This window comes from Candidatus Nitrospira salsa (assembly GCF_965152625.1).
The window spans coordinates 343495-363102 of sequence record NZ_CBCUCO010000005.1 but is presented as its reverse complement, the minus strand read 5'-3'; the positions used below and the strand labels follow the sequence as shown (position 1 = coordinate 363102).

The 19608-nt window shown below is 46.0% G+C and carries 16 protein-coding genes; 7 read left to right on the top strand and 9 right to left on the bottom strand.

The window, feature by feature from the left end; translation table 11 throughout:
• Positions 1–276 precede the first annotated feature (276 nt).
• The 7 genes from ACWQXP_RS22200 (at position 277) to prsR (ending at position 10041) form a co-directional block, all read left to right on the top strand.
• Positions 277–1761 (top strand): sensor histidine kinase, encoded by a 1485-nt coding sequence (locus ACWQXP_RS22200; RefSeq protein WP_454065069.1) that lies wholly within the window; start codon positions 277–279, stop codon positions 1759–1761.
• A 137-nt stretch (positions 1762–1898) separates the two neighbouring features.
• The gene (locus tag ACWQXP_RS22195; RefSeq protein WP_454065068.1) at positions 1899–2558 is read left to right on the top strand and encodes a hypothetical protein; all 660 of its coding nucleotides are present in this window, start codon (positions 1899–1901) and stop codon (positions 2556–2558) included.
• A gap of 14 nt (positions 2559–2572) precedes the next feature.
• A complete protein-coding gene (locus ACWQXP_RS22190) occupies positions 2573–3967 on the top strand; it encodes a sigma-54-dependent transcriptional regulator (protein WP_454065067.1) in 1395 nt (464 codons plus the stop codon).
• A gap of 894 nt (positions 3968–4861) precedes the next feature.
• Complete coding sequence (gene xrtA / locus ACWQXP_RS22185) at positions 4862–5758, top strand: exosortase A (protein ID WP_454065066.1); 897 nt, start codon at positions 4862–4864, stop codon at positions 5756–5758.
• Between the two features lie 6 nt (positions 5759–5764).
• Positions 5765–6487, top strand: a complete 723-nt coding sequence (locus ACWQXP_RS22180) for an exosortase C-terminal domain/associated protein EpsI (protein ID WP_454065065.1) — start codon at positions 5765–5767, stop codon at positions 6485–6487.
• Between the two features lie 8 nt (positions 6488–6495).
• Positions 6496–8607, top strand: coding sequence for an XrtA/PEP-CTERM system histidine kinase PrsK (prsK, locus tag ACWQXP_RS22175; RefSeq protein WP_454065064.1), 2112 nt, complete (start codon positions 6496–6498; stop codon positions 8605–8607).
• A 39-nt stretch (positions 8608–8646) separates the two neighbouring features.
• Positions 8647–10041, top strand: coding sequence for a PEP-CTERM-box response regulator transcription factor (prsR, locus tag ACWQXP_RS22170; RefSeq protein ID WP_454065063.1), 1395 nt, complete (start codon positions 8647–8649; stop codon positions 10039–10041).
• Positions 10042–10401: 360 nt separating this feature from the next.
• Here prsR and argJ read toward each other — a convergent pair whose 3' ends face one another.
• The 9 genes from argJ to ACWQXP_RS22125 all read right to left on the bottom strand — a co-directional run bounded on the left by argJ (position 10402) and on the right by ACWQXP_RS22125 (position 19593).
• Positions 10402–11607, bottom strand: coding sequence for a bifunctional glutamate N-acetyltransferase/amino-acid acetyltransferase ArgJ (gene argJ / locus ACWQXP_RS22165; protein WP_454065062.1), 1206 nt, complete (start codon positions 11605–11607; stop codon positions 10402–10404).
• Between the two features lie 56 nt (positions 11608–11663).
• Positions 11664–12767, bottom strand: coding sequence for an N-acetyl-gamma-glutamyl-phosphate reductase (gene argC, locus ACWQXP_RS22160; RefSeq protein WP_454065061.1), 1104 nt, complete (start codon positions 12765–12767; stop codon positions 11664–11666).
• 279 nt (positions 12768–13046) lie between these two features.
• The gene (gene rpsI / locus ACWQXP_RS22155; protein WP_454065060.1) at positions 13047–13439 is read right to left on the bottom strand and encodes a 30S ribosomal protein S9; all 393 of its coding nucleotides are present in this window, start codon (positions 13437–13439) and stop codon (positions 13047–13049) included.
• Positions 13440–13484: 45 nt separating this feature from the next.
• A complete protein-coding gene (gene rplM / locus ACWQXP_RS22150; RefSeq protein WP_454065059.1) occupies positions 13485–13919 on the bottom strand; it encodes a 50S ribosomal protein L13 in 435 nt (144 codons plus the stop codon).
• A gap of 41 nt (positions 13920–13960) precedes the next feature.
• Complete coding sequence (locus ACWQXP_RS22145) at positions 13961–14449, bottom strand: bifunctional nuclease family protein (protein WP_454065058.1); 489 nt, start codon at positions 14447–14449, stop codon at positions 13961–13963.
• A gap of 90 nt (positions 14450–14539) precedes the next feature.
• Positions 14540–14995: a bifunctional nuclease family protein gene (locus ACWQXP_RS22140; RefSeq protein WP_454065057.1), complete on the bottom strand. Its 456-nt coding sequence runs from the start codon at positions 14993–14995 to the stop codon at positions 14540–14542.
• Between the two features lie 218 nt (positions 14996–15213).
• Positions 15214–16935, bottom strand: a complete 1722-nt coding sequence (locus ACWQXP_RS22135) for a proline--tRNA ligase (RefSeq protein WP_454065056.1) — start codon at positions 16933–16935, stop codon at positions 15214–15216.
• 86 nt (positions 16936–17021) lie between these two features.
• Positions 17022–18422, bottom strand: coding sequence for an RIP metalloprotease RseP (rseP, locus tag ACWQXP_RS22130; RefSeq protein WP_454065055.1), 1401 nt, complete (start codon positions 18420–18422; stop codon positions 17022–17024).
• 10 nt (positions 18423–18432) lie between these two features.
• Complete coding sequence (locus ACWQXP_RS22125) at positions 18433–19593, bottom strand: 1-deoxy-D-xylulose-5-phosphate reductoisomerase (protein ID WP_454065054.1); 1161 nt, start codon at positions 19591–19593, stop codon at positions 18433–18435.
• Positions 19594–19608 lie beyond the last annotated feature (15 nt).

Genomic DNA, 19608 nt, shown 5'->3' with positions numbered 1-19608 from the left:
GTTTTTGTGGGTTGGGGGGATAGAGAAGATGTATTATTCTCAGACTGGCATTTGTTGATTCATGTTTCTGTTAAGAATGCCTTTGAGAGTCCCTCTGGGTTGTGTTGGAATATATGTCTGAATATTGTTTGACTCTGCCTTTAGGAAAGGCAAAAGTTAAAGAATCTGGATTATGAATTTGAGCTGATGGTATGGGTGAGGAAAGATGGATCGGTAAGAAGGATCGCGTTGTGGCAGTTGTGACGAAATTATTTACTGTCGGACAATAGTCGTCTTATGTTTTCGCGTCTTTCTATTTTTTGGCGATCGGCATTGGGTTATTTGACCATTATCGCTTTGGTGGTCGGCGTGAATCTGTATGTCCTCAATCAACTTCGTGTCTTGACGGATTTAAGTGCAGAGCTTGTTATTCACCATTTCCCTGCTGTTGAAACAGCAAAACGTTTGATTGTGAGTTTATATGCACAATTAAAAAGTGATAAGCAATATCTCGTTCTTCGGGATACCTTGTTGTTACAAGAATTTCTTGAAGAAGCCGAAAACTTTCGAAAAACGCTTGAGGTTTTGCGAAAACAGGAAGATTCTCAGAAAACACTGGAGCTACTCGCGAGAGTCAGGCAACTCCATGAAGAACTTCATACGCTATTTCTAAGTGAGGGGGTAGAGCAAAACGATCGCTCGGAGGTCTCTATTTCTTCCTATGAGAGTCGACGAGATGTGTTAGTTGACTCTATGACTGAGGCGATCAATTCGTATATCACGTTACAGGAGTCGAGTATCGGGGGGATTTTACGCGATACGCATGTACGATCAGTTCAAGCGGTTGATATTTCCCGGCAGCTCATGATCATGGCATTATTGTTGGGACTTGGTTTGGCCGGTGTAGCCAGTTATAGTATTCTGCGTCCGCTGAGACGCGTTCAAGGACAAATACGCCGTATTGGGCAGGGGCAGTTTGGACGAACGGTCCCCGTGACCGTGCCCCATGAGTTACGAGAACTTGTTCATACGGTCAACTGGATGAGTGAACAATTACAGCAATTGGATCAAATGAAATCTGAATTTCTCGCCAATGTGTCGCATGAACTTCGCACGCCGTTAACCTCGATACGAGAGGGCACACAACTTCTTGTTGATGGAATCCCTGGCCCCATCAATCGCGATCAGCGTGAGACATTGACGATCCTACTGGAGAGTAGTCAGCGTCTGAATCAGTTAATCGGGAACCTTCTTGATTTGTCTCGAATGGAAGCCGACATGTTGGCCTATCAATTTAGCCCAACAGACTTGAATCGTCTGGTGTTGCGATCGGTCGAGAAAATGAAATTTTTAGCAGAACGTAAACATATTCAACTCGTGACAGAATTATCGCATGATCGTGTTCGTATGCAGGATGTTGATGGTTCCCGCATTGAACAGGTTACTGAAAATCTGTTGTCGAACGCGATTAAGTTTAGCCCTGAAGGGTCGTCTATTACCATTCAGTCACGGGCCGCAGAGAATGGCGGTAGTTTTCATCTTTCTGTCTCAGATACAGGCCCAGGTGTTCCACCTGAAGATTTACCACATATATTCGAACGTTTTTATCAAGGACGATCTCAAGAAGGCCGCTCGTACGTTGGAAGCGGTATTGGGCTGGCTTTAGCTAAGAGAGTCGTGGAAGCTCATGGAGGTACCATCTGGGCTGAGAGTGAAGTCGGAAAAGGGACGACTGTTCATGTTATGGTGGGCAATCAAAAGCCCAGTGGAGTCACCAGATGACGATATGGTCATGTCTTCCCTCTAAACTCTTGTCTGTTCTGCTTGGAATGGTGTTCTGTTGCGTGACAATGAGCGTTTCCCTTTTATCTTGGAACATTGATCCTGTACAGGCTCAGCCGCAGCGCTCGGATGTTTCAATGTCAAAAATATTTGAGCCTGATTCGGAAGACATTCCATTTTTTCGAGCCATTGTGGAGGCTCAAAACCGAGAGCTTCAAGAGTGTAAGACCCCGTTAGCTTGTCAAAAACCAAACTTTCTTCGAGGTTTGGCATTGCTGTATTCCAACAAAGGTTTAGCGGCAACGCATTTTCAAAAAGTGATTACGGCCAAGCCGTCGAGCCGTTTGGCTGCTGAAAGTCGATTTTGGTTGTGGTTCATTGATGTGCTGAGTACCCAGAAGCGCGAGGCAAAAATTTCAATCATCGATCTGGCTAGACGTTTGACGCGTGAGATTGTTGATCGAGAATTTATTGTGTATGACTTGGTCGCGAAGCTGGAACAGACGTCTCTTGAATCATTGCAGCATGATGTGGATGAACGCGATAGAAAGGTTGAGGAATTAAATCAGGTTATTACGGCCTTAACGAAACAGGTTAGTGAATTAAAAAAAGAACCGGCCATCAGGTTGTCGCTACAAAAGGAACTGCAAGCAAGTGAAAAGAAAGTTGAAGAACTCATGAGTCAACTCGATGCTCTTCGACGAATTGATCAAGAACTCAAGGAGAAAACCCCACCAACTCGACCATCAGAAGAATTGACCCCTGCTCCAGGATTAGAAACCGCTTCTCCCAATTAGGAGTGAAAAAACTTATGTCAGATGAACGTATTCTCGTTGTTGATGATGACCCAAGTCTGTTAACTCTCTTACAAATGCGGCTGAAATCAATGGGGTTTGTTGTGACCCCCTGCGGAACAGGGCGGGATGCGTTGAGCCGTGCACAGGAAGAGGCTTTTGATTTTGCTATTTTAGATCTTCGGCTTCCCGATTCAGATGGTTTGGGATTAATGGAAGACCTTCATCACCTTCATGCCGGTCTGCCGATCTTAATTCTCACGGCACACGGATGTATTCCGAATGCTGTTGAAGCTATGCAAAAAGGGGCTCATGGCTATTTGACTAAACCGTTTGATGATAAGGAACTGCTTGCCAGTATTGATAAAGCTTTGACCCAACAACGCATGAGTCAAGAAATCCATCGCCTGCAAATGCTTGTCAATGAGCTATATGGCATGGATAAAGTTGTAGCTCGAAGTTCAGAGATGCAAGCGTTACTTCAACAGGTTGCCCGAGTTGCTGGTACTGATGCCACCGTCTGTATTTCTGGAGAAACGGGAACAGGAAAGGAAGTGATCGCTCGAGTGATTCACTGTAATAGTTCTCGAGCGAATAAGTCATTCATTGCGGTAAATTGTGCGGCTATTCCTGAGACCTTGTTTGAAAGTGAGCTATTTGGTCACCAAAAGGGGTCATTTACTGGTGCTCATCAGACGAAGCGTGGACTTTTTCAAACAGCCGATAAAGGGACCTTGTTCCTTGATGAAATTGGTGAAATGCCTTTATCTCTTCAAGGAAAACTCTTGCGAGCCATCCAACAACGTGAAGTCCTTCCGATCGGAGCTCAAATGCCAACGAAAGTTGACGTGAGGATTCTTGCTGCGACGAATTCAGATCTAGAAGTGGCAGTAAAAGAAGGCCGGTTCCGCGAAGATCTCTATTATCGAATCCATGTTGTGCCGCTTTGGATTCCACCTTTGCGTGAACGACGTCAGGATATTCCGTCACTCACACAATTTTTCCTCAAACAAAGTGTGGCTCGTTTGAATAAGCCCATTCGAGGATTTACTCCTGATGCGATGCAGGCCATGGTGACCTATTCGTGGCCTGGAAATGTGCGCGAACTCGAAAATGTTATTGAACGTGCCGTCGTGATGTCTCCAAAAGATATGATTACGGCAGATCTATTACCCTTGACCCCTGGTAAGTCTCCAGGTACGCTTCAACCATTGACCGAAGCCAAAGAAGATTTTGAACGTGAGTATTTGAAGGATATTCTTCGTGCAACTGATGGGAATATTTCTCGAGCCTCTCAGATAGCTGGTCGGTATCGTGCCGACTTTTATAAACTCTTAAAGAAGTATGGGTTACATCCATCAGACAACCAGGGCGAACGAGTGCCTCCCGGAGAACAGGTTGATCTCACCTAAGGGTATTCGTACATCTATATTTATTGTTTTATTTTCTTCTCGCGTGGGTTTCTTCATCCATTAATACTTGCTCGCGTCAAGGCATCAAGTTTGGTGCTCTTCCACATTTTCCATTTCCGTTTTGTACGTGACAAATGTTTGTCGGTTTACGGGCTGTTGGTCTGGTATGTCCTGCCTATAGCCGTTCTAAATAACTTTCGCATGTTTGCCGTGAGTAATCGCGCGGGGTTAGTTGATATACCTCAGCTGGACTTGGACACCGGTCATCCAAAGATCAGTTTGGTTATTGAGTGACGACGTCGAATGTATGTGAGAAACGCGAGGACTTGCATGTATCGTGTCCTAGCATACCTACCTTCAACCTTTTGGATTCGCTATAGTGTGTGCCGAAGTAAAAGGCATGACATTTTTGGTCTACATTCTTGATTTTGCTGGAAAATAGTGTCTTGACGAGATGCTCAATCTTTGTTGGAATCTAGTTTGTACCATTTAATGGCGAATCAAATTAATTTCCAGTTAATTATTAAGACTACCGTAGCATAATACTTCGCCTCAAACACGTGGAAGTTATTTGAAAGGACTATAAGATTGGTCAATGTCCCTGATTTATCGACTTGCTTCATCACCATGACAATCCTGTTTTAAACCGACAACGTCTTGATGAAGTTGTCTTAGACACCGTTTGTAGGTCGTAAGATGTGAGAGTGTAAAACTTAAGAGTCCTGTAGAGAAAGCCGAAGAATTATTAGAAATCATATTTAAATTCAATCATTTATCCGTATCAAAATTTATGAGTGGTCGCGCTGCAGTTATGCTTCAAGATGCGATTCCATCCATTTCTGGGATTTCTCGTGTAAGGAGTGTAAGAGGAATGAATTCAATGGTTGTGTTTTTATGACGGTGATGAGTCTTCCCTCGCATTCGGCATTTGATCCTCGGAATCTTGTTCTCTGGTCAATTCCGATCATTGGGTTATTACTTCTCCTATACTGGGATATTACCAATGCGCTCGTAGCCGATTGGTATAATGATCCTGACTATTCTCATGGATTTCTAGTGCCATTTTTATCAGTGTTTTTTGTGTGGGAACGCTGGGGTGATATTACGCAAACACGTATTCAACCTAGTTGGTGGGGAATTGGCCTTCTGGGTTTTGGTCTTTTGATGTTAGTCATTGGATTGGTTGGCGCAGAACTCTATACACAGCGGTGTTCGTTGATTGCCGTCTTAGGCGGACTTGTACTCCTTATATTTGGCTGGAACATGATGTGGGTCGTGAGTCTCCCTCTGGCTTTTTTAATTTTTATGGTGCCGCTGCCTGCAATTGTGGTGAACACCATTGCGTTTCCCTTACAGTTATTTGCTGCAAAAACTGCAACATTCTGTCTCTTTTCTCTTGGGATTCCCGTGCTGCGAGAAGGGAATCTCATTGCTCTCGCCGGTACAACCTTAGAGGTTGCCGAAGCCTGTAGTGGTCTTCGGTCATTACTCTCCCTCTTAGCGTTAGGGACGGTTTATGGATACTTTTCTCAAGCAGTGATCTGGAAACGATGGATGTTAGTGTTTCTCTCAATTCCCATTGCCATCATTGCGAATGCGATCCGAGTCAGCGGCACTGGGATTCTGGCCCACTATTGGGGAGTCGAGGCCGCAGAAGGTTTTTATCATACCTTTGAAGGGTGGATTGTGTTTATTGCAGCATTTGTTATGCTTTTAGTCTGTGGCAGCTTATTGTCTTGGATGGGGACGGGACGGAACAGGAAGGGGCAGGACGTTGAAATTAGGGAGTGAAATGCCATGAAACCTTGGCCTTTTATTGTTGCCGTCATCATGTTAGCAGGCACATGGGGAGTGATCGAATCACTTTCCTATGGGGACACGGTGCAAAGTAAAAAAGACTTTAAGAAGTTCCCTTTGACCATGGCGAAGCACTGGAAAGGTAAAGAATTGGGTTTAGAAGAAAAAGTTCTGAAGGTTCTCAAACTTTCTGATTATATGATGCGTGTATATTGGCCCACTGAAGAATCTGAAAATGCCAGTACTAGCAAGGTGAGTCAGCAAAATCATCCCGTGTCCGGTGAGGATGCCCAAACCGGCCCGGTGTGGCTGTATGTTGGATACTACGAAAGTCAAAGAACGGGAAGTACCTATCATTCACCGAAGAATTGTTTGCCGGGAGCGGGATGGCAATTTGTTGAATCAGAACATGTGACCGTCCCAATGGGCGATGGTCGAGGGCAAGTGATTAACCGTGTGCTCATCGAAAAAGGATTGGAGCAGCAAGTTATCTTATATTGGTATCATGATCGTGGTCGTGTGATTGCAAGTGAATATTGGGCCAAAGGATATATGGTATGGGATGCCATCACGAAAAACCGAACGGATGGCTCTTTGGTCAGAATATCGATACCGGTGACCACGAATTCGGACGCAGCTTACCAGCATGGCATAAACTTCATTCAGGATCTCTGGCCTGTTCTCTTGGAGTTTATGCCTGATCAGTCAATTCACACAGTCTAAGAGGATGAATGGTGGTCTGGACGATCCCGTGTTTCCTAAGTGGTGGGGCGGCTTTGTTTTTGGCCGCCCTTCTTATTTTGCGGCGGAATAGGGGCCGTGTGTTTCTTGCCCTCTTTTCGATGGCGTCTGTCACCGTGTGGATTCAATTGGCCAATGGGTTTTCCATACTGTTTGAACGCCAGTTTATATTCTGGAGGCAACTCTCTCTTGTAGGAGAGATTCTGTGGCCAGTGACCATGTACCTGGTGGCCTTGTCATTTACGAAACATCTGTCTTTACCCTTTCAACAGATCCTAGTGTGGCGATTTCGTGCCTTGCTAGCCGTTGCGGTTGTATTAGGCCTGTTTGTGATTGGGTTTCCGCATTTAGTGATTACACCCGGAGTTGAACAAGAAGCTGTGGTTTTTCAACGACCATGGGGTCGGCTGATTTGGGGGTTTATTTTAGTAGGACTCATTCTCGCCTTATCGGAATTGGAACATATCCTTCGCGTGTCGCGCGATCCACTTCGTTATCAAATCAAGTTTGTCATTATTGGGGTCGGAGGTATGGCGACGATTGCGATAGTTCAGGCAAGCCAAATGCTGTTATTTGCTGTCTGGCAACAAGAATATATGTGGATGGCCGCCATTGCGGTGTTGTTGTCGATTGGATTAATTGTGTATGGGTTGAGACGTTGGGGGCCAGAAGACCTGAGTCAGAAACTCTTTGTGTCGCCTCATGTCCTCTATACCTCGTTTACCTTTCTCATTGTTGGTGTCTATCTTGTTGGCGTTGGGCTGTTAGTTGCTGTGGTGAGGCAAACTGATTGGACCATGAGTTCGGCACTGGGCATGCTCTTGCTCTTCGTCGCTGGCGTGGCGTTAGTCATTGGAATGTTTTCTCGACAAGCACAAGCCGAGCTTCAATTGTTTGTCGCCAAACATTTCTATCGATCAAAATATGATTATCGAAGTCAATGGCTTGAATTAACCGAATCATTCAGTTCATGTCAGTCGGTAGAAGAAATTTTAGACCAATTTTTGAATATTTTGAGTCGGACGTTTGCCGCTCCCAAAGTCACGATTTGGATAAAGTTTCAAGCAGATAATCGATTTCATCAAGTACGGTCTGTGACGACTGGCCCATCGAATGCCTCCATTGCTATCACCCATCCACTGATCGATGAGCTAGGGCAGCAAGGCGTTCCAGCGGTATTGTATTCAACAGAAACTGAACCGAACGATCAGATAAAAGGTTTTATGGAAGACACCAGAGCGGTCGTCTGTGTGCCACTGCAGTCGACTTCTGAGCATCTCATTGGTTTTGTCACTTTAAGTGAAGAATTACATGGCCGAACATATGGTAGAGACGACCTCGACCTCCTTCGAGCGATGGGACACCATGTTGCCATGTTGCTCACGCAAGCGAAGTTAATGGATGAGCAACGGGCGTCTGCAGAGTGGGAGGCGGTTCACAAATTTTCTGCCTTTTATTTACATGATTTAAAAAATCTGGCGTCAGGGCTTTCGTTAGTCTCCCAAAATGCCGAAATGTATGGACATGATCAGGAGTTCCAGGCTTCAGCCATGCGGACCATCGGGAAGACGGTTCAGCGGATGATGGCGCTGGTTGGAAAACTCTCGATTCAAATCAAAGCTCCGAAGCACGAAACCGCCGCTTTGTTTGAAGTCATGAATGTGAACGAGATCGTCTTGGAAGTTGTGGAAACGTTGGAAGGAGTGTCCTGTAAGCCTCAACTATTCCCTGGAGCTGACCTTCCCGATGTCTCACTCATTCCTGATGAGTTTAAACATGTCATCTTGAATGTACTGATGAATGCCCAGCAAGCGCTTCATGCTGAGGGAATGATTGAAATAGAAACGAAACGAGAGGGTCAGAATGTATTAGTGGTTGTCAAGGATAATGGTCGGGGGATCCCTGAATCGCAACTCCGTACGCTTTTTCAGCCATTTCGAACGACCAAAAAAAAAGGCTTGGGCATTGGTTTATATCAATGCCGACAAATTGTTCAAGATCATGGAGGGACCATGAGGATTGATAGCCAAGAAGGGCATGGCACGAAGGTCTCAATTCTCTTACCGCAGGTCTGCCATCCGGTTGCCAGAGTCAATGCCTAGGCAAGTTTGGAGTCACGATGTGAATGTTGAAAGGATGTTATGGAAGAGGCACTGAAGGATCAACAAAGTCGGGGAGGGCCTCATGCTCTTCCATCTCTTTTAGTTGTTGATGATAATCTTGAGCTTCGTGAACAGATGAAGTGGGGTGTGAAACGTGCCTACCAAGTGTTTGAAGCCGGGGGGAGAAATGACGCCATTGAGATGATGAAAAAGAGCCAAATTGACTTGGTGACATTGGATCTTGGTTTGCCTCCTGATCCTGATGGTGTTTCAGAAGGATTTCTGGCATTAGAAGAGTTTCTCGCCATCAACCCTTCGATGAAAGTTATTGTGATTACAGGAAACCATGATCGCGCCAATGCACTCAAGGCTATCCAGCTTGGTGCGTATGATTTTATGGAAAAGCCTGTCGATCTGGAGGTCTTGAAGGTTATTCTTCAGCGTGGCAGTTATCTCGCACAAGTTGAAGTAGAAAATCGTACCCTTCTTGAACGTGAGAGCAGTCGAAGTTTTCATGAAATTATCGGTTCAAGTCCGAGCATGGAAAAAGTATTTGACACGATTCGACGTGTAGCAACATCCGATGTCTCGGTCTTAGTCGTCGGGGAAAGCGGAACAGGAAAGGAGCTAATTGCAAGGGCGATTCATCACCAAAGTGAGCGACGAGATGGTTCTTTTGTGGCGATTAACTGTGGCGCGATTCCTGAAACATTATTGGAAAGTGAATTGTTTGGGCATGAGAAGGGATCATTTACTGGTGCACATCTTCAGCGGAAGGGCCGAGTTGAATTAGCACAGGGCGGAACTCTATTTCTCGATGAAATTGGTGAGTTGTCTACGGCCTTACAAGTAAAATTGCTCCGTGTTCTTCAGGAACGCTGTATTGAACGAGTCGGTGGACGTGTGGAAATTCCTGTGGATGCTCGTGTCATCGCCGCAACCAATTTAGATCTTCAAGAAGCGATGAAAGATGGACGTTTTCGTGAAGATTTATATTGGAGATTGAATACCGTGACCATTACAGCTCCCCCTCTTCGTGATCGTGGTGCAGACATCATGGTGATAGCCAAGTCGTTGCTGCAACGATTTGCGGATGAGGCAAGAAGAAAAATTGCTGGGTTTAGTCGTGAGGCTGTCGAGGCGATTGAACGGTATGCCTGGCCGGGAAATGTTCGAGAATTAGAAAATCGAATTCGACGAGCCGTGACCCTCTCGGATCATTCACGACTAATTCCCTCTGATCTTGACCTGGAGGAACCAAAAGAGTTTGCCGAACGGACGACACTCAAAGAAGCTCGAGATGCGGTTGAGAAGTGTCTGGTTGAGCAAACGCTGACGAAAACAAGCGGAAATATCACTAAAGCTGCCGTGATACTTGGGGTAAGTCGTCCGACACTTCACGATCTGATTTCTCGCCATAATATACAGAAGTAACTATCTCGAAGAATCGTGAGTCTCGTTGAGAACACATTTGTCTGTAGGCTATAGTCAATGTAATCAATTCTATGGGGATGCTAAGCCACGAACGCTTAATAGTTTTATGCTTCAATGTATGCTTACCCGGCACTCGAATCACAATTGTAACGGAAAATTGATATTATCGCTGCCCTCTGTGGACACGGTCGTTGATCGAACCATGTGTGCGTGATGGGCAATCGAGCTTGAGATCTCACCGTATCTGATAGCTCCATTACAGGTGTCCTTGGACACGGTTGTTGGCAGTCCCGCGTGTGCCTGATGGGCAATCGAGCTTGAGGTCTGACCGTATCTGATATCTCAATTACAGGTGTCCAATTATGAGCGATAGGATGCGTTGATCTTGACATAGTCATATGAAAAGTCTGTAGTCCAAACCTTAGCTGAAGACTTTCCTCTCCCTACTGTAACCGTTATTGCATACGACTTTTTCTTCATCACGCGTTGGACTTGTCGTTCCCTGCTTGGAATGACTTCCTGCCCGTTTTTGACCATCGTGACATCATCGAATGAGATTTCAACATGCTTTGGTTGTATGGCAGGACCGGCACGGCCAATGGCGACCATAAATCGACCCCAATTAGGATCTTCTCCAAATAAAGCAGTTTTGACCAGTGGAGAGGTGGCGAGCGTTTTGCTAATGACTTTGGCATCTTGATCGGTCTTCGCTCCATGTACCAGGATTTCGACGATTTTCGTTGCCCCTTCTCCGTCTTGGCAGATTTTCATGGCCAACGCCTGACATACGTCATTGAGTGCATGCTGGAATTTTTCATGATCAGCAGAATGCAATGGGATCATCGTGTTGTTCGCCATGCCATTGGCCAAGCAAAGCACGGTGTCATTGGTACTGGTTTCGCCATCAACAGAAATTGTATTAAACGATGAATGAACGGCTTCTCGTAACGAAACTTGGAGTATTTTCGGTTGAATGGCGGCATCAGTCGTGACATAGGCTAACATCGTTGCCATATCAGGGTGAATCATGCCTGAGCCTTTGGCCATACCGCCAATAGTCACAAGTTGTTTTCCTATCCGAGTTTGTATGGCGAGTTCTTTGACCGTTGTGTCGGTTGTCATAATGGCCCGTGCCGCGTCTCGATGTCCGGATTTTCTCAATCGCTGCATAAGTGAAGGAATGCCTTTTCGGATGGCTGGCATTGGAAGTCTTGGCCCAATCACTCCAGTCGAACCAACAAAGACACTCGTAGTGGAAATGTCAAGACGAATGGCGACGAGTTTGGCCATTTCTTCCGCGTCTTTCAATCCATGCGCCCCTGTGCATGCATTGGCGTTACCACTGTTGATGATGATGGCACGACCGTGTTGCTTTTTGAGATGGAGTCGATCGAGTATGACCGGTGCAGCCGGGATTCGATTTTTGGTAAACACACCGGCTATCGGACCTTCAACCTCCGAGACGAGTAACGCTAAGTCGAGGAGGGGGGAGGCCTTAATCCCGGCATGAATGCCGGAAGCCATGAATCCCTTGGGAGCCGTGATCCCACCATTGGTTCGTTTCATCTGATCGTCACCTATTTATAATGAATTCGTGAAAAAATTGGCTTGTTTGTAGAGAGTTATGGATAGAGGCCAGGCGCCGTGAGGCCGAGGTTTTCAGGAAACCCCAAGGCCACATTCATGGCTTGGATGGCTTGCCCGGCAGCGCCTTTGACGAGATTGTCGAGGGCTGCAACGGTGATGATGTGTTCTGTTCTTGGGTCATGCGTAATGCTCAGGTCACAGAAGTTCGTGCCTCTCACATGGCTTGGAGTCACTTGATGCGGATACTGAAATATTCGAATACATGATTCATTTTTATAAAAATCTTTATACAGCGCTATCCAGTCTCTCACCAAGAAGTCAGGTTTGACCTTGGCGTAAGCGGTACTGAGAATTCCGCGATTCATCGGGACGAGGTGGGGAGTAAAGAGTATCGAATGTTTCGTGTCAGTAGGCTTTTGATTTATCGTAGAATAGTTTTTTGAAACTTTTGTCAGTTCCTGTTCGATTTCAGAGATATGTCGATGCATTCCAATTTTATATGCATGGATCGATTCATGGGCTTCAGGAAAGTGGTAGGCCAAGTTTGCTCCTCGTCCAGCTCCCGATATACCTGATTTTGCGTCGATGATGATCGTACTTGGATCAATGATCCCATTTGCTAATAACGGGGCAAGTTGTAAGATGGCCGCAGTCGGGTAACAACCAGGCACGGCAATTAAGCGTGTTTGTTGAAGAGCGGTTCGATGCAATTCAGGTAACCCGTAGACAGCTTCCTGCAGCAGGGATGAAAATGGATGTGAAACATCATAATACTGCTCATAGATCGTAGGGTCATCGAGTCGATAATCAGCGCTTAGGTCAATCACGAGCTTATTGAGCTCAAGAAAATTAGCAACGGGGTGTAATGATTGAGTATGCGGGAGAGCCAAAAAAATAATATCGGCCTGTTGGGCAATGGCTTGTGGGTCAAGCGGTACGAGCGAGAGGGTGGTCAATGATTCCAAGTGTGGAAAGATAGCGGTTAAAGGTTGGCCGGCTGTTTTTTCCGAAGAGGACACGACGGTGATGGAAATTTCAGGGTGCTGACTCAAGAGTCGAAAGAGTTCTCCTCCGGTATAGCCACTGGCTCCAATAATCGCAGCATGTCTTTTTTTTGTGCCCATTGTTCCCCGATTCATAATTTACCGATACACGTTATATCAGTAGATTATGGTAACGCGATGGTTGTGAAATATTCCATATGTGTGAGCATACTTTCTCGTTGTTTTGGCTACTCATCATCGACAGGTCAACTGAGAGGAAAGACTATACTCCTAGTTATGGCACTATATTAGAATATATTTAGTTTCCCTAACCAATGAGTAGACGTCGTTGACAGTATTACGTAGTTTTTGGGCAAGAAAAAAGGGAAGGCACTGAGGCCTTCCCTTTTTTTACTTAAAAAACCCTAGAAGCACTCAGCGTTTGGAGTATTGGAATTTGGCCCGTGCGCCTTTCTGCCCGTATTTTTTTCGTTCCTTGACTCGCGAGTCACGGGTCAAGAGGCCTTTCTTCTTGAGCGACTCTCGAAGGGGCGGGCTCAGAATAGATAGGGCTTTAGCGATTGCATGGCGTAAGGCTCCAGCTTGTCCCGAGACGCCTCCACCAGCAAGAGTTGCGCGCACATTGTATTGACCTGTGGTTCCAGTAATATCGAATGGAGAAACAATCTGATTTCGATGACCTAATCGAGTGAAGTACTGATCTGCGGGTTTATTGTTTACTTGAATGGTCCCATTGCCTGGTTCAATCCATGCTCGGGCGACTGCATACTTTTTTTTCCCTGTTGCGTACTGTGTTGTTTCAACCATTCTTTGAATCCTCTTTAAAAAACAGGTAAGAGTAAATGACGTTCATTATTTTACGAGATTTAAGGGAAGAGGGTTTTGAGCCTCATGTGGATGTTCAGCACCTGGGTACAATCGTAATTTTTTAGCCATCTGTTTCCCGAGTGGAGACTTTGGCAACATGCCTCGTATGGCTTTATTCAATAGCTCAGTTGGCTTTTTCTCATGAAGTTGTTCTGCTGTCGTTGATTTAATGCCACCTGGATAGCCGGTATGGTGGTAGTACGTTTTGACTTTAAATTTGTTTCGGGTGAGATGAATTTGACCGGCATTGATGACGACAACATGATCTCCAGTATCAACATTCGGTGTATAGATAGGCTTATGTTTTCCTCTAAGTAGCAGCGCAATACGAGAGGCGAGTCGACCAAGCGTCTGACCTTCGGCGTCAATGAGGTGCCATTTTCTCTTGATTTCTAAGGGCTTCGCTTGAAACGATCGCATGAATTTCTCCTTCGTAGATGGTACGAGACTACTGATGATAGTTATGAGGCTTCGGTTTCCGACTGTCCAAAGCTTTTTGGGTCTAGCTTGGCAAGCCATGCGTCCAGATTTTCACCGCCTCGTTTCTCTAAGACTTCTTGTGTGACATATATTGGGCTTTTCGTACGAAGGGCGAGAGCGATGGCATCGCTGGGTCGCGAATCAACTGTCTTCTCAAGGCCATTTTTCGATAGGTGAATGGAGGCATAATAGGTATTGTTTTTGACTTCGGTGATAATCACGCTCGTTATTACAAATCCTAAATGTTCACCAAAGCTATAGATCAAGTCATGGCTCATTGGCCGGGGAGGGATCACTTCCTCTAGTGCCAGTCTGATTGATGTGCCTTCAGCTGTGCCAACCCAGATTGGTAAGACCTCAGAGTTTTTCTCATCTCGGAGAACGACAATTTGAGTCTCCGTATTGGGGTCAATGAGCACCCCATGGACTTTAAGTGCGATAAGAAGGTTGAGGTCAGGCTGGTCAGACATGTTGAATGGGTTTGTTTCTTAATCTATGTACCAAAAAGTCTTATGGGAGTTTCAAGAATATTCTAAGCTAATAACAACAATGAAATTCGTTTAGCAATCAAACTTACCAAAGTCTTCGGGCTTGAGGTTTTCTAGCCAACGCTCAAGTTCTTCAGAGCTTTGCTTATGCAGAACCTCGGCTGTCGCAAAGATTGGAGCATCGGTTCGTAAGGCAACAGCGATGGCATCACTTGGTCGTGAGTCTATGGAAAATTCAGAATCTCCATAAAGCAAGTGAATTTTTGCAAAGTACGTATTTTCTTTCAAGTCTGTTAGGACAACACTGATAATCTTCGCTTCCATGCTGTCCAGGATCGCTTTCATTAAATCATGTGTCATTGGACGAGGTGGAGCAATTCGTTCTAATGCGAAGCTGATCGCACTGGCTTCTGATTTCCCTACCCAAATGGGTAGCATATCAGAGTTTTGTTCATCCCTGAGTATCACGATATAGGCATTATTGTAGGGGTCGAACAGTAACCCCCTAACATTCATTTGGTTGAGCATAGAAATGCCTTGCGAAAAGAAGTCTAACTATTGGGCATGTTGTGCCAGACAAAATACTACGGTATCACTCATTAGGACATATTGTCAACGAGACATGATCAGGCCATTGAATGAATAATCTATAAAAACAGTAAGTTAGAGAGGTGTCTTTTGTCTAGATTCGTTCGATTGATGTGTCAGGAATAAATGAAGACGATGGAGGGATCACTTCTCTCCTTTTACGAAATATTACCTTGTTTTAAAAGTTTTTCTTGTAAGTGCTTTGTGAGTTCAGAGGGAAGAACGGTTGTTTTCTCGCCACTCTTTCGTTCTTTGAGGTCGATGGTGCCTTGTGCTAGCCCCTTATCTCCAATAATCACCTGGTATGGGGCTCCGATTAAATCAGCATCATTAAACTTGACCCCGGCGCGTTCATCCCTATCATCGAGCAAGACCTCAATATTCGCTTGTTGTAATTCCGCATACAGCGTTTGGGTAACCTTTTGAACCGACTCTGAATTTGTGACCGGAAGGAGGTGTACATGAAAAGGTGCGATAGGAATAGGCCAGGTAATGCCTCGGTCGTCGTGATTTTGCTCGATGGCGGCTGCGACTGTTCTGCCCACACCAATGCCATAACAACCCATGACTGCGAAATGCTCCGATCCCTGTGAGTCTAAATAGGTTGCCCCCATTTTTTCACTATATTTCGTTCCAAGCATGAAGACGTGACCGACTTCGATGCCTCGTGCGGTCTCTAATTTGGCTAGACTATGAGGGGATGGGTCTCCCGATTGTGCCTGTCGAAAGTCACCGATAGCGTCAATGGTAAAGTCTCGATCTCTATTGGCATTGACGTAATGCATATTTACTTCATTGGCGCCGACGATAAAATTACTGAGTCCTCCCACAGCATAATCAGCAAGAATTTTGACACCGTGAAGTCCGATGGGTCCTGCAAATCCAGTTGGGGCGTTCGTGGCCGCTTGAACAGATTCGGTGTCAGCCAGTGTGAGTTCATGAATGTTGAGGTGACGTTGAATTTTAACTTCATTGGCTTGATGGTCGCCACGAACCAAGACGGCGATGAGCGAATTGTCTGGAGTGCGGTATAGCATCGTTTTCACAAGGCGGTCTGGAGTGGTGTCTAATACGCTGCAAACTTCCATGACAGTCTTCGCCTGAGGAGTGCTGACTTTTTTGAGTGGTTGAGGAGGTTCAACTGGATGTGACGCCATATCGGATGCGACTTCAGCCCGTTCCACGTTCGCGGCATAGGAACTTTCTGGGTCAAAAACGATGAGTTCTTCTCCTGTATTTGCCAGTACCATAAATTCATGAGATGAGGTTCCGCCGATGAGCCCCGTGTCAGCTTCCACAGCTCGAAACTGAAGACCCGTGCGCGTGAAAATACGATGATAGGCCTCATACATACTTTGATAGTTTTTTCTGGATCCCTCTTCGTTTTGGTCGAAACTATAGGCGTCTTTCATGATGAACTCACGACCCCGCATGAGTCCAAAGCGTGGACGAATCTCATCACGAAACTTGGTTTGAATCTGATAGAGCGTGAGAGGTAACTGTCGGTACGATCGGACCTCCCGTCGGAATAAATCCGTGACGACTTCTTCGTGAGTCGGCCCTAAACAGAAGTCTCGATCATGGCGGTCCTGGAGGCGGATTAACTCTTTTCCGTAAAAATCCCACCGTTCAGTTTCTTTCCAAAGCTCTGCAGGAGAGAGGGCCGGTAGCAAGACCTCCTGGGCTCCAATACGATTCATTTCCTCTCGAATAATCTGTTCGACTTTTCGAATGACGCGGAGCCCTAATGGGAGATATGAGTAGATGCCGGCGGCCACTTTTCGAATCAGGCCAGACCGGAGCATGAGCCGGTGGCTGATCACCTCCGCTTCTCCCGGGTCTTCCCGCAAAGTGGGTATAAACATGTGTGTGGTGCGCATAGGTATCCTAATTGAAATATGAAGATGTGGTCTTAAACGAGTGGCGAGGTTTTAGTCAAGAGGGCCTGAGACATGAACGATCTTCATTACTGCAGAAGGCGTGAAACATCGTTCCATGTCGCGTATATCATAATACAGAGAAGCAAGACCATTCCAACTTGTTGCGCAACCTCACGCGACCGTTCTCCAAGGGGGCGACCAAGAATCGCTTCACAGGCAAAGAAGAACAAATGTCCACCATCTAAGATCGGAATGGGTAACAGATTGAGAATACCTAAGTTGATGCTCAAGATGGCGATGAGAAAGATTAAGCTTGAAAGACCTTGCTCGGCATGTTCGCCTGATACGCTGGCGATCATGACTGGTCCTCCGATATTTTTTGTTGAAATTTCTCCTGTGAGGAGTTTATAGACACCCACAACGGTCAGTTCTGACCATTTCCATGTAGCAATAATCCCGTCCAAGGGGGCTGTCAGGATCGATTCAGTAGTGAACATTGATCGCCCTTGAACTCGAATGCCAATCTTTCCAATGACTTGAGTCTCACCGTCTTCAGAGGTGAAATTTTCAGCGGCCGGAGTGACATTAAGAGGAAGCGTTTGCTGGCCCCGTAGCACTTTCACCACAATAGGCTGGTCAGGATGACTCCGTACGATGTCCGTCATTTGTCTCCAGGTCTGAATGGACTGATCGTTAATCTCTAGGATTCGATCTCCAGCGAGTAGTCCGGCTTGCATCGCTGGGGTATTGGGAACCACATCGCCGACAACAGGTGGGATGGCTTCAATCCCTAATCCATAGATGAGTTCGTCCGGTTGATTCGGATTGGGTTTCGATGATGGCGTAATCACAAACGTTTTGACGGCTTCATCACGGCTGACATCGATGGTCATTGACCGTCCATGACTGTTTGCAATGGATTCGGCGAGTTCCCCATAGGTCGTAATTTCTGTCTCATCCGCGCGAAGAATGCGATCCCCGACATGTAGTCCCACTTCTTCAGCAGGAGAATTTGGAATAATCGCTTGAATTTGAGGTGTAAGATCTTGAAATGTTGGGACGAAAAGTGGCGAGCCACTTGCGAGAAGACCAGAGAAAATCAGGTAGGTCAATAGAAAGTTAAATCCAGGCCCGGCCGCCACAATGAGTGTCTTATTGGGCAACGATTGATGGGTAAAAGATCTCTTTTGCTCTTCAGAGCTGACGACTTCAGAGTCATCCTCGCCAAACATCTTTACATATCCGCCTAGAGGAACAGCCGAAATCAAATATTCGGTGTCGCCCACGGTGCGGCTGAAAATTTTTGGTCCAAATCCTATAGAAAACTTTACGACTTTAACGCCAACCCAGCGTGCAGCTAAAAAATGTCCGTATTCATGGAACGCAACCAATACACCCAGCACAATAAGAAACCACCAGATTTTTTGGGCAAACACAAAAATGGCATCGGGAGAAATCGCCATAAACATGAAGGGAGAGAGATTCATGAGAGTTAACCTATTTCACTGCGACATTTCGAAGCATTGAGGCTTTTTCTCGCGCCCAGCGATCGGCTTCCAAGGCATCTTCCACTGAGCGCAATTCTCGTGGCGTGTAGGCCGTCATGGTTTCTTCAATGATTTTCGGGATGTCTAAAAAAGAGATTGTTTTTTCTAAGAACGCTTGAACGGCCACTTCATTGGCGGCATTTAATGTTGCTGGAAGCCCTCCGCCTTCTGCCAGGGCATCATACGCTAATTGCGCACAAGGAAACTTTTCGAAATCTGGTGGTGCAAAATTCAACTGGCCGATCGTTCCCAGATCGAGGAGGGGAGGATCTAAGGGAACCCGGTTGGGGTAGTTGAGTGCATAAGAAATGGGTGTCCGCATATCAGGGAGGCCAAGTTGTGCCATAACTGAGCCATCACGGTATTCTACCAAAGAATGGATAATACTTTCTCGGTGAATCACGATATTAATTTGAGCTGGAGGAATATCGAATAGCCATCGGGCTTCAATCACTTCCAAGCCTTTATTCATTAAAGTCGCTGAATCAATGGTAATTTTCGCGCCCATTTCCCAATTGGGGTGCTTCAGAGCCTGCTCGATCGTGACATTTTTGATTTTATCGAGTGGCCAGTCCCAAAAAGGTCCTCCTGATGCCGTTAAGACAATACGGCGAACGTCTTCCCGTCGATGCCCTTCAAGTGATTGGAAGACGGCACTGTGTTCGCTATCAATAGGGAATATTCTGGTTCCCTGTTTGTGAGCTTCTTCTTGCATGAGGTGTCCGGCCATCACCATAGGCTCTTTATTCGCGAGTGCTACTTGATGGCCCGCTCGAATTGCTGCCATGGTGGGCGTGAGCCCTGCTCCGCCGACTATGGCTGAAATCACTAAATCACATTCTGTATGCCTGGCAACCGCACAAAGCCCTTCTTCTCCATCTAATACTTCTACTGGATGGCCATTGAGTCGAACGCGTAATGCGTCTGCAGCCGTTTGAGAGGAAAGCGCGACAACTTGTGGCTTAAAGGTTCGAATTTGTTCTTCTAGTTTGACGTCATTTTGACCTGCCGTAAGGCCCACAATGGAAAATTGGTCTGGGAACCTTGACACGATGTCCAATGTACTGGCCCCGATGGACCCGGTTGAGCCAAGGATAACGATATTTTTCATGGAAAAATCCTTCTA

Bases quoted from the DNA above. Each gene is read 5' to 3' on its own strand.
- ACWQXP_RS22200 (WP_454065069.1), top strand. From the start codon at position 277: ATGTTTTCGCGTCTTTCTATTTTTTGGCGATCGGCATTGGGTTATTTG.
- ACWQXP_RS22195 (WP_454065068.1), top strand. From the start codon at position 1,899: ATGTCAAAAATATTTGAGCCTGATTCGGAAGACATTCCATTTTTTCGA.
- ACWQXP_RS22190 (WP_454065067.1), top strand. From the start codon at position 2,573: ATGTCAGATGAACGTATTCTCGTTGTTGATGATGACCCAAGTCTGTTA.
- xrtA (WP_454065066.1), top strand. From the start codon at position 4,862: ATGACGGTGATGAGTCTTCCCTCGCATTCGGCATTTGATCCTCGGAAT.
- ACWQXP_RS22180 (WP_454065065.1), top strand. From the start codon at position 5,765: ATGAAACCTTGGCCTTTTATTGTTGCCGTCATCATGTTAGCAGGCACA.
- prsK (WP_454065064.1), top strand. From the start codon at position 6,496: ATGGTGGTCTGGACGATCCCGTGTTTCCTAAGTGGTGGGGCGGCTTTG.
- prsR (WP_454065063.1), top strand. From the start codon at position 8,647: ATGGAAGAGGCACTGAAGGATCAACAAAGTCGGGGAGGGCCTCATGCT.
- argJ (WP_454065062.1), bottom strand. From the start codon at position 11,607: ATGAAACGAACCAATGGTGGGATCACGGCTCCCAAGGGATTCATGGCT.
- argC (WP_454065061.1), bottom strand. From the start codon at position 12,767: ATGAATCGGGGAACAATGGGCACAAAAAAAAGACATGCTGCGATTATT.
- rpsI (WP_454065060.1), bottom strand. From the start codon at position 13,439: ATGGTTGAAACAACACAGTACGCAACAGGGAAAAAAAAGTATGCAGTC.
- rplM (WP_454065059.1), bottom strand. From the start codon at position 13,919: ATGCGATCGTTTCAAGCGAAGCCCTTAGAAATCAAGAGAAAATGGCAC.
- ACWQXP_RS22145 (WP_454065058.1), bottom strand. From the start codon at position 14,449: ATGTCTGACCAGCCTGACCTCAACCTTCTTATCGCACTTAAAGTCCAT.
- ACWQXP_RS22140 (WP_454065057.1), bottom strand. From the start codon at position 14,995: ATGCTCAACCAAATGAATGTTAGGGGGTTACTGTTCGACCCCTACAAT.
- ACWQXP_RS22135 (WP_454065056.1), bottom strand. From the start codon at position 16,935: ATGCGCACCACACACATGTTTATACCCACTTTGCGGGAAGACCCGGGA.
- rseP (WP_454065055.1), bottom strand. From the start codon at position 18,422: ATGAATCTCTCTCCCTTCATGTTTATGGCGATTTCTCCCGATGCCATT.
- ACWQXP_RS22125 (WP_454065054.1), bottom strand. From the start codon at position 19,593: ATGAAAAATATCGTTATCCTTGGCTCAACCGGGTCCATCGGGGCCAGT.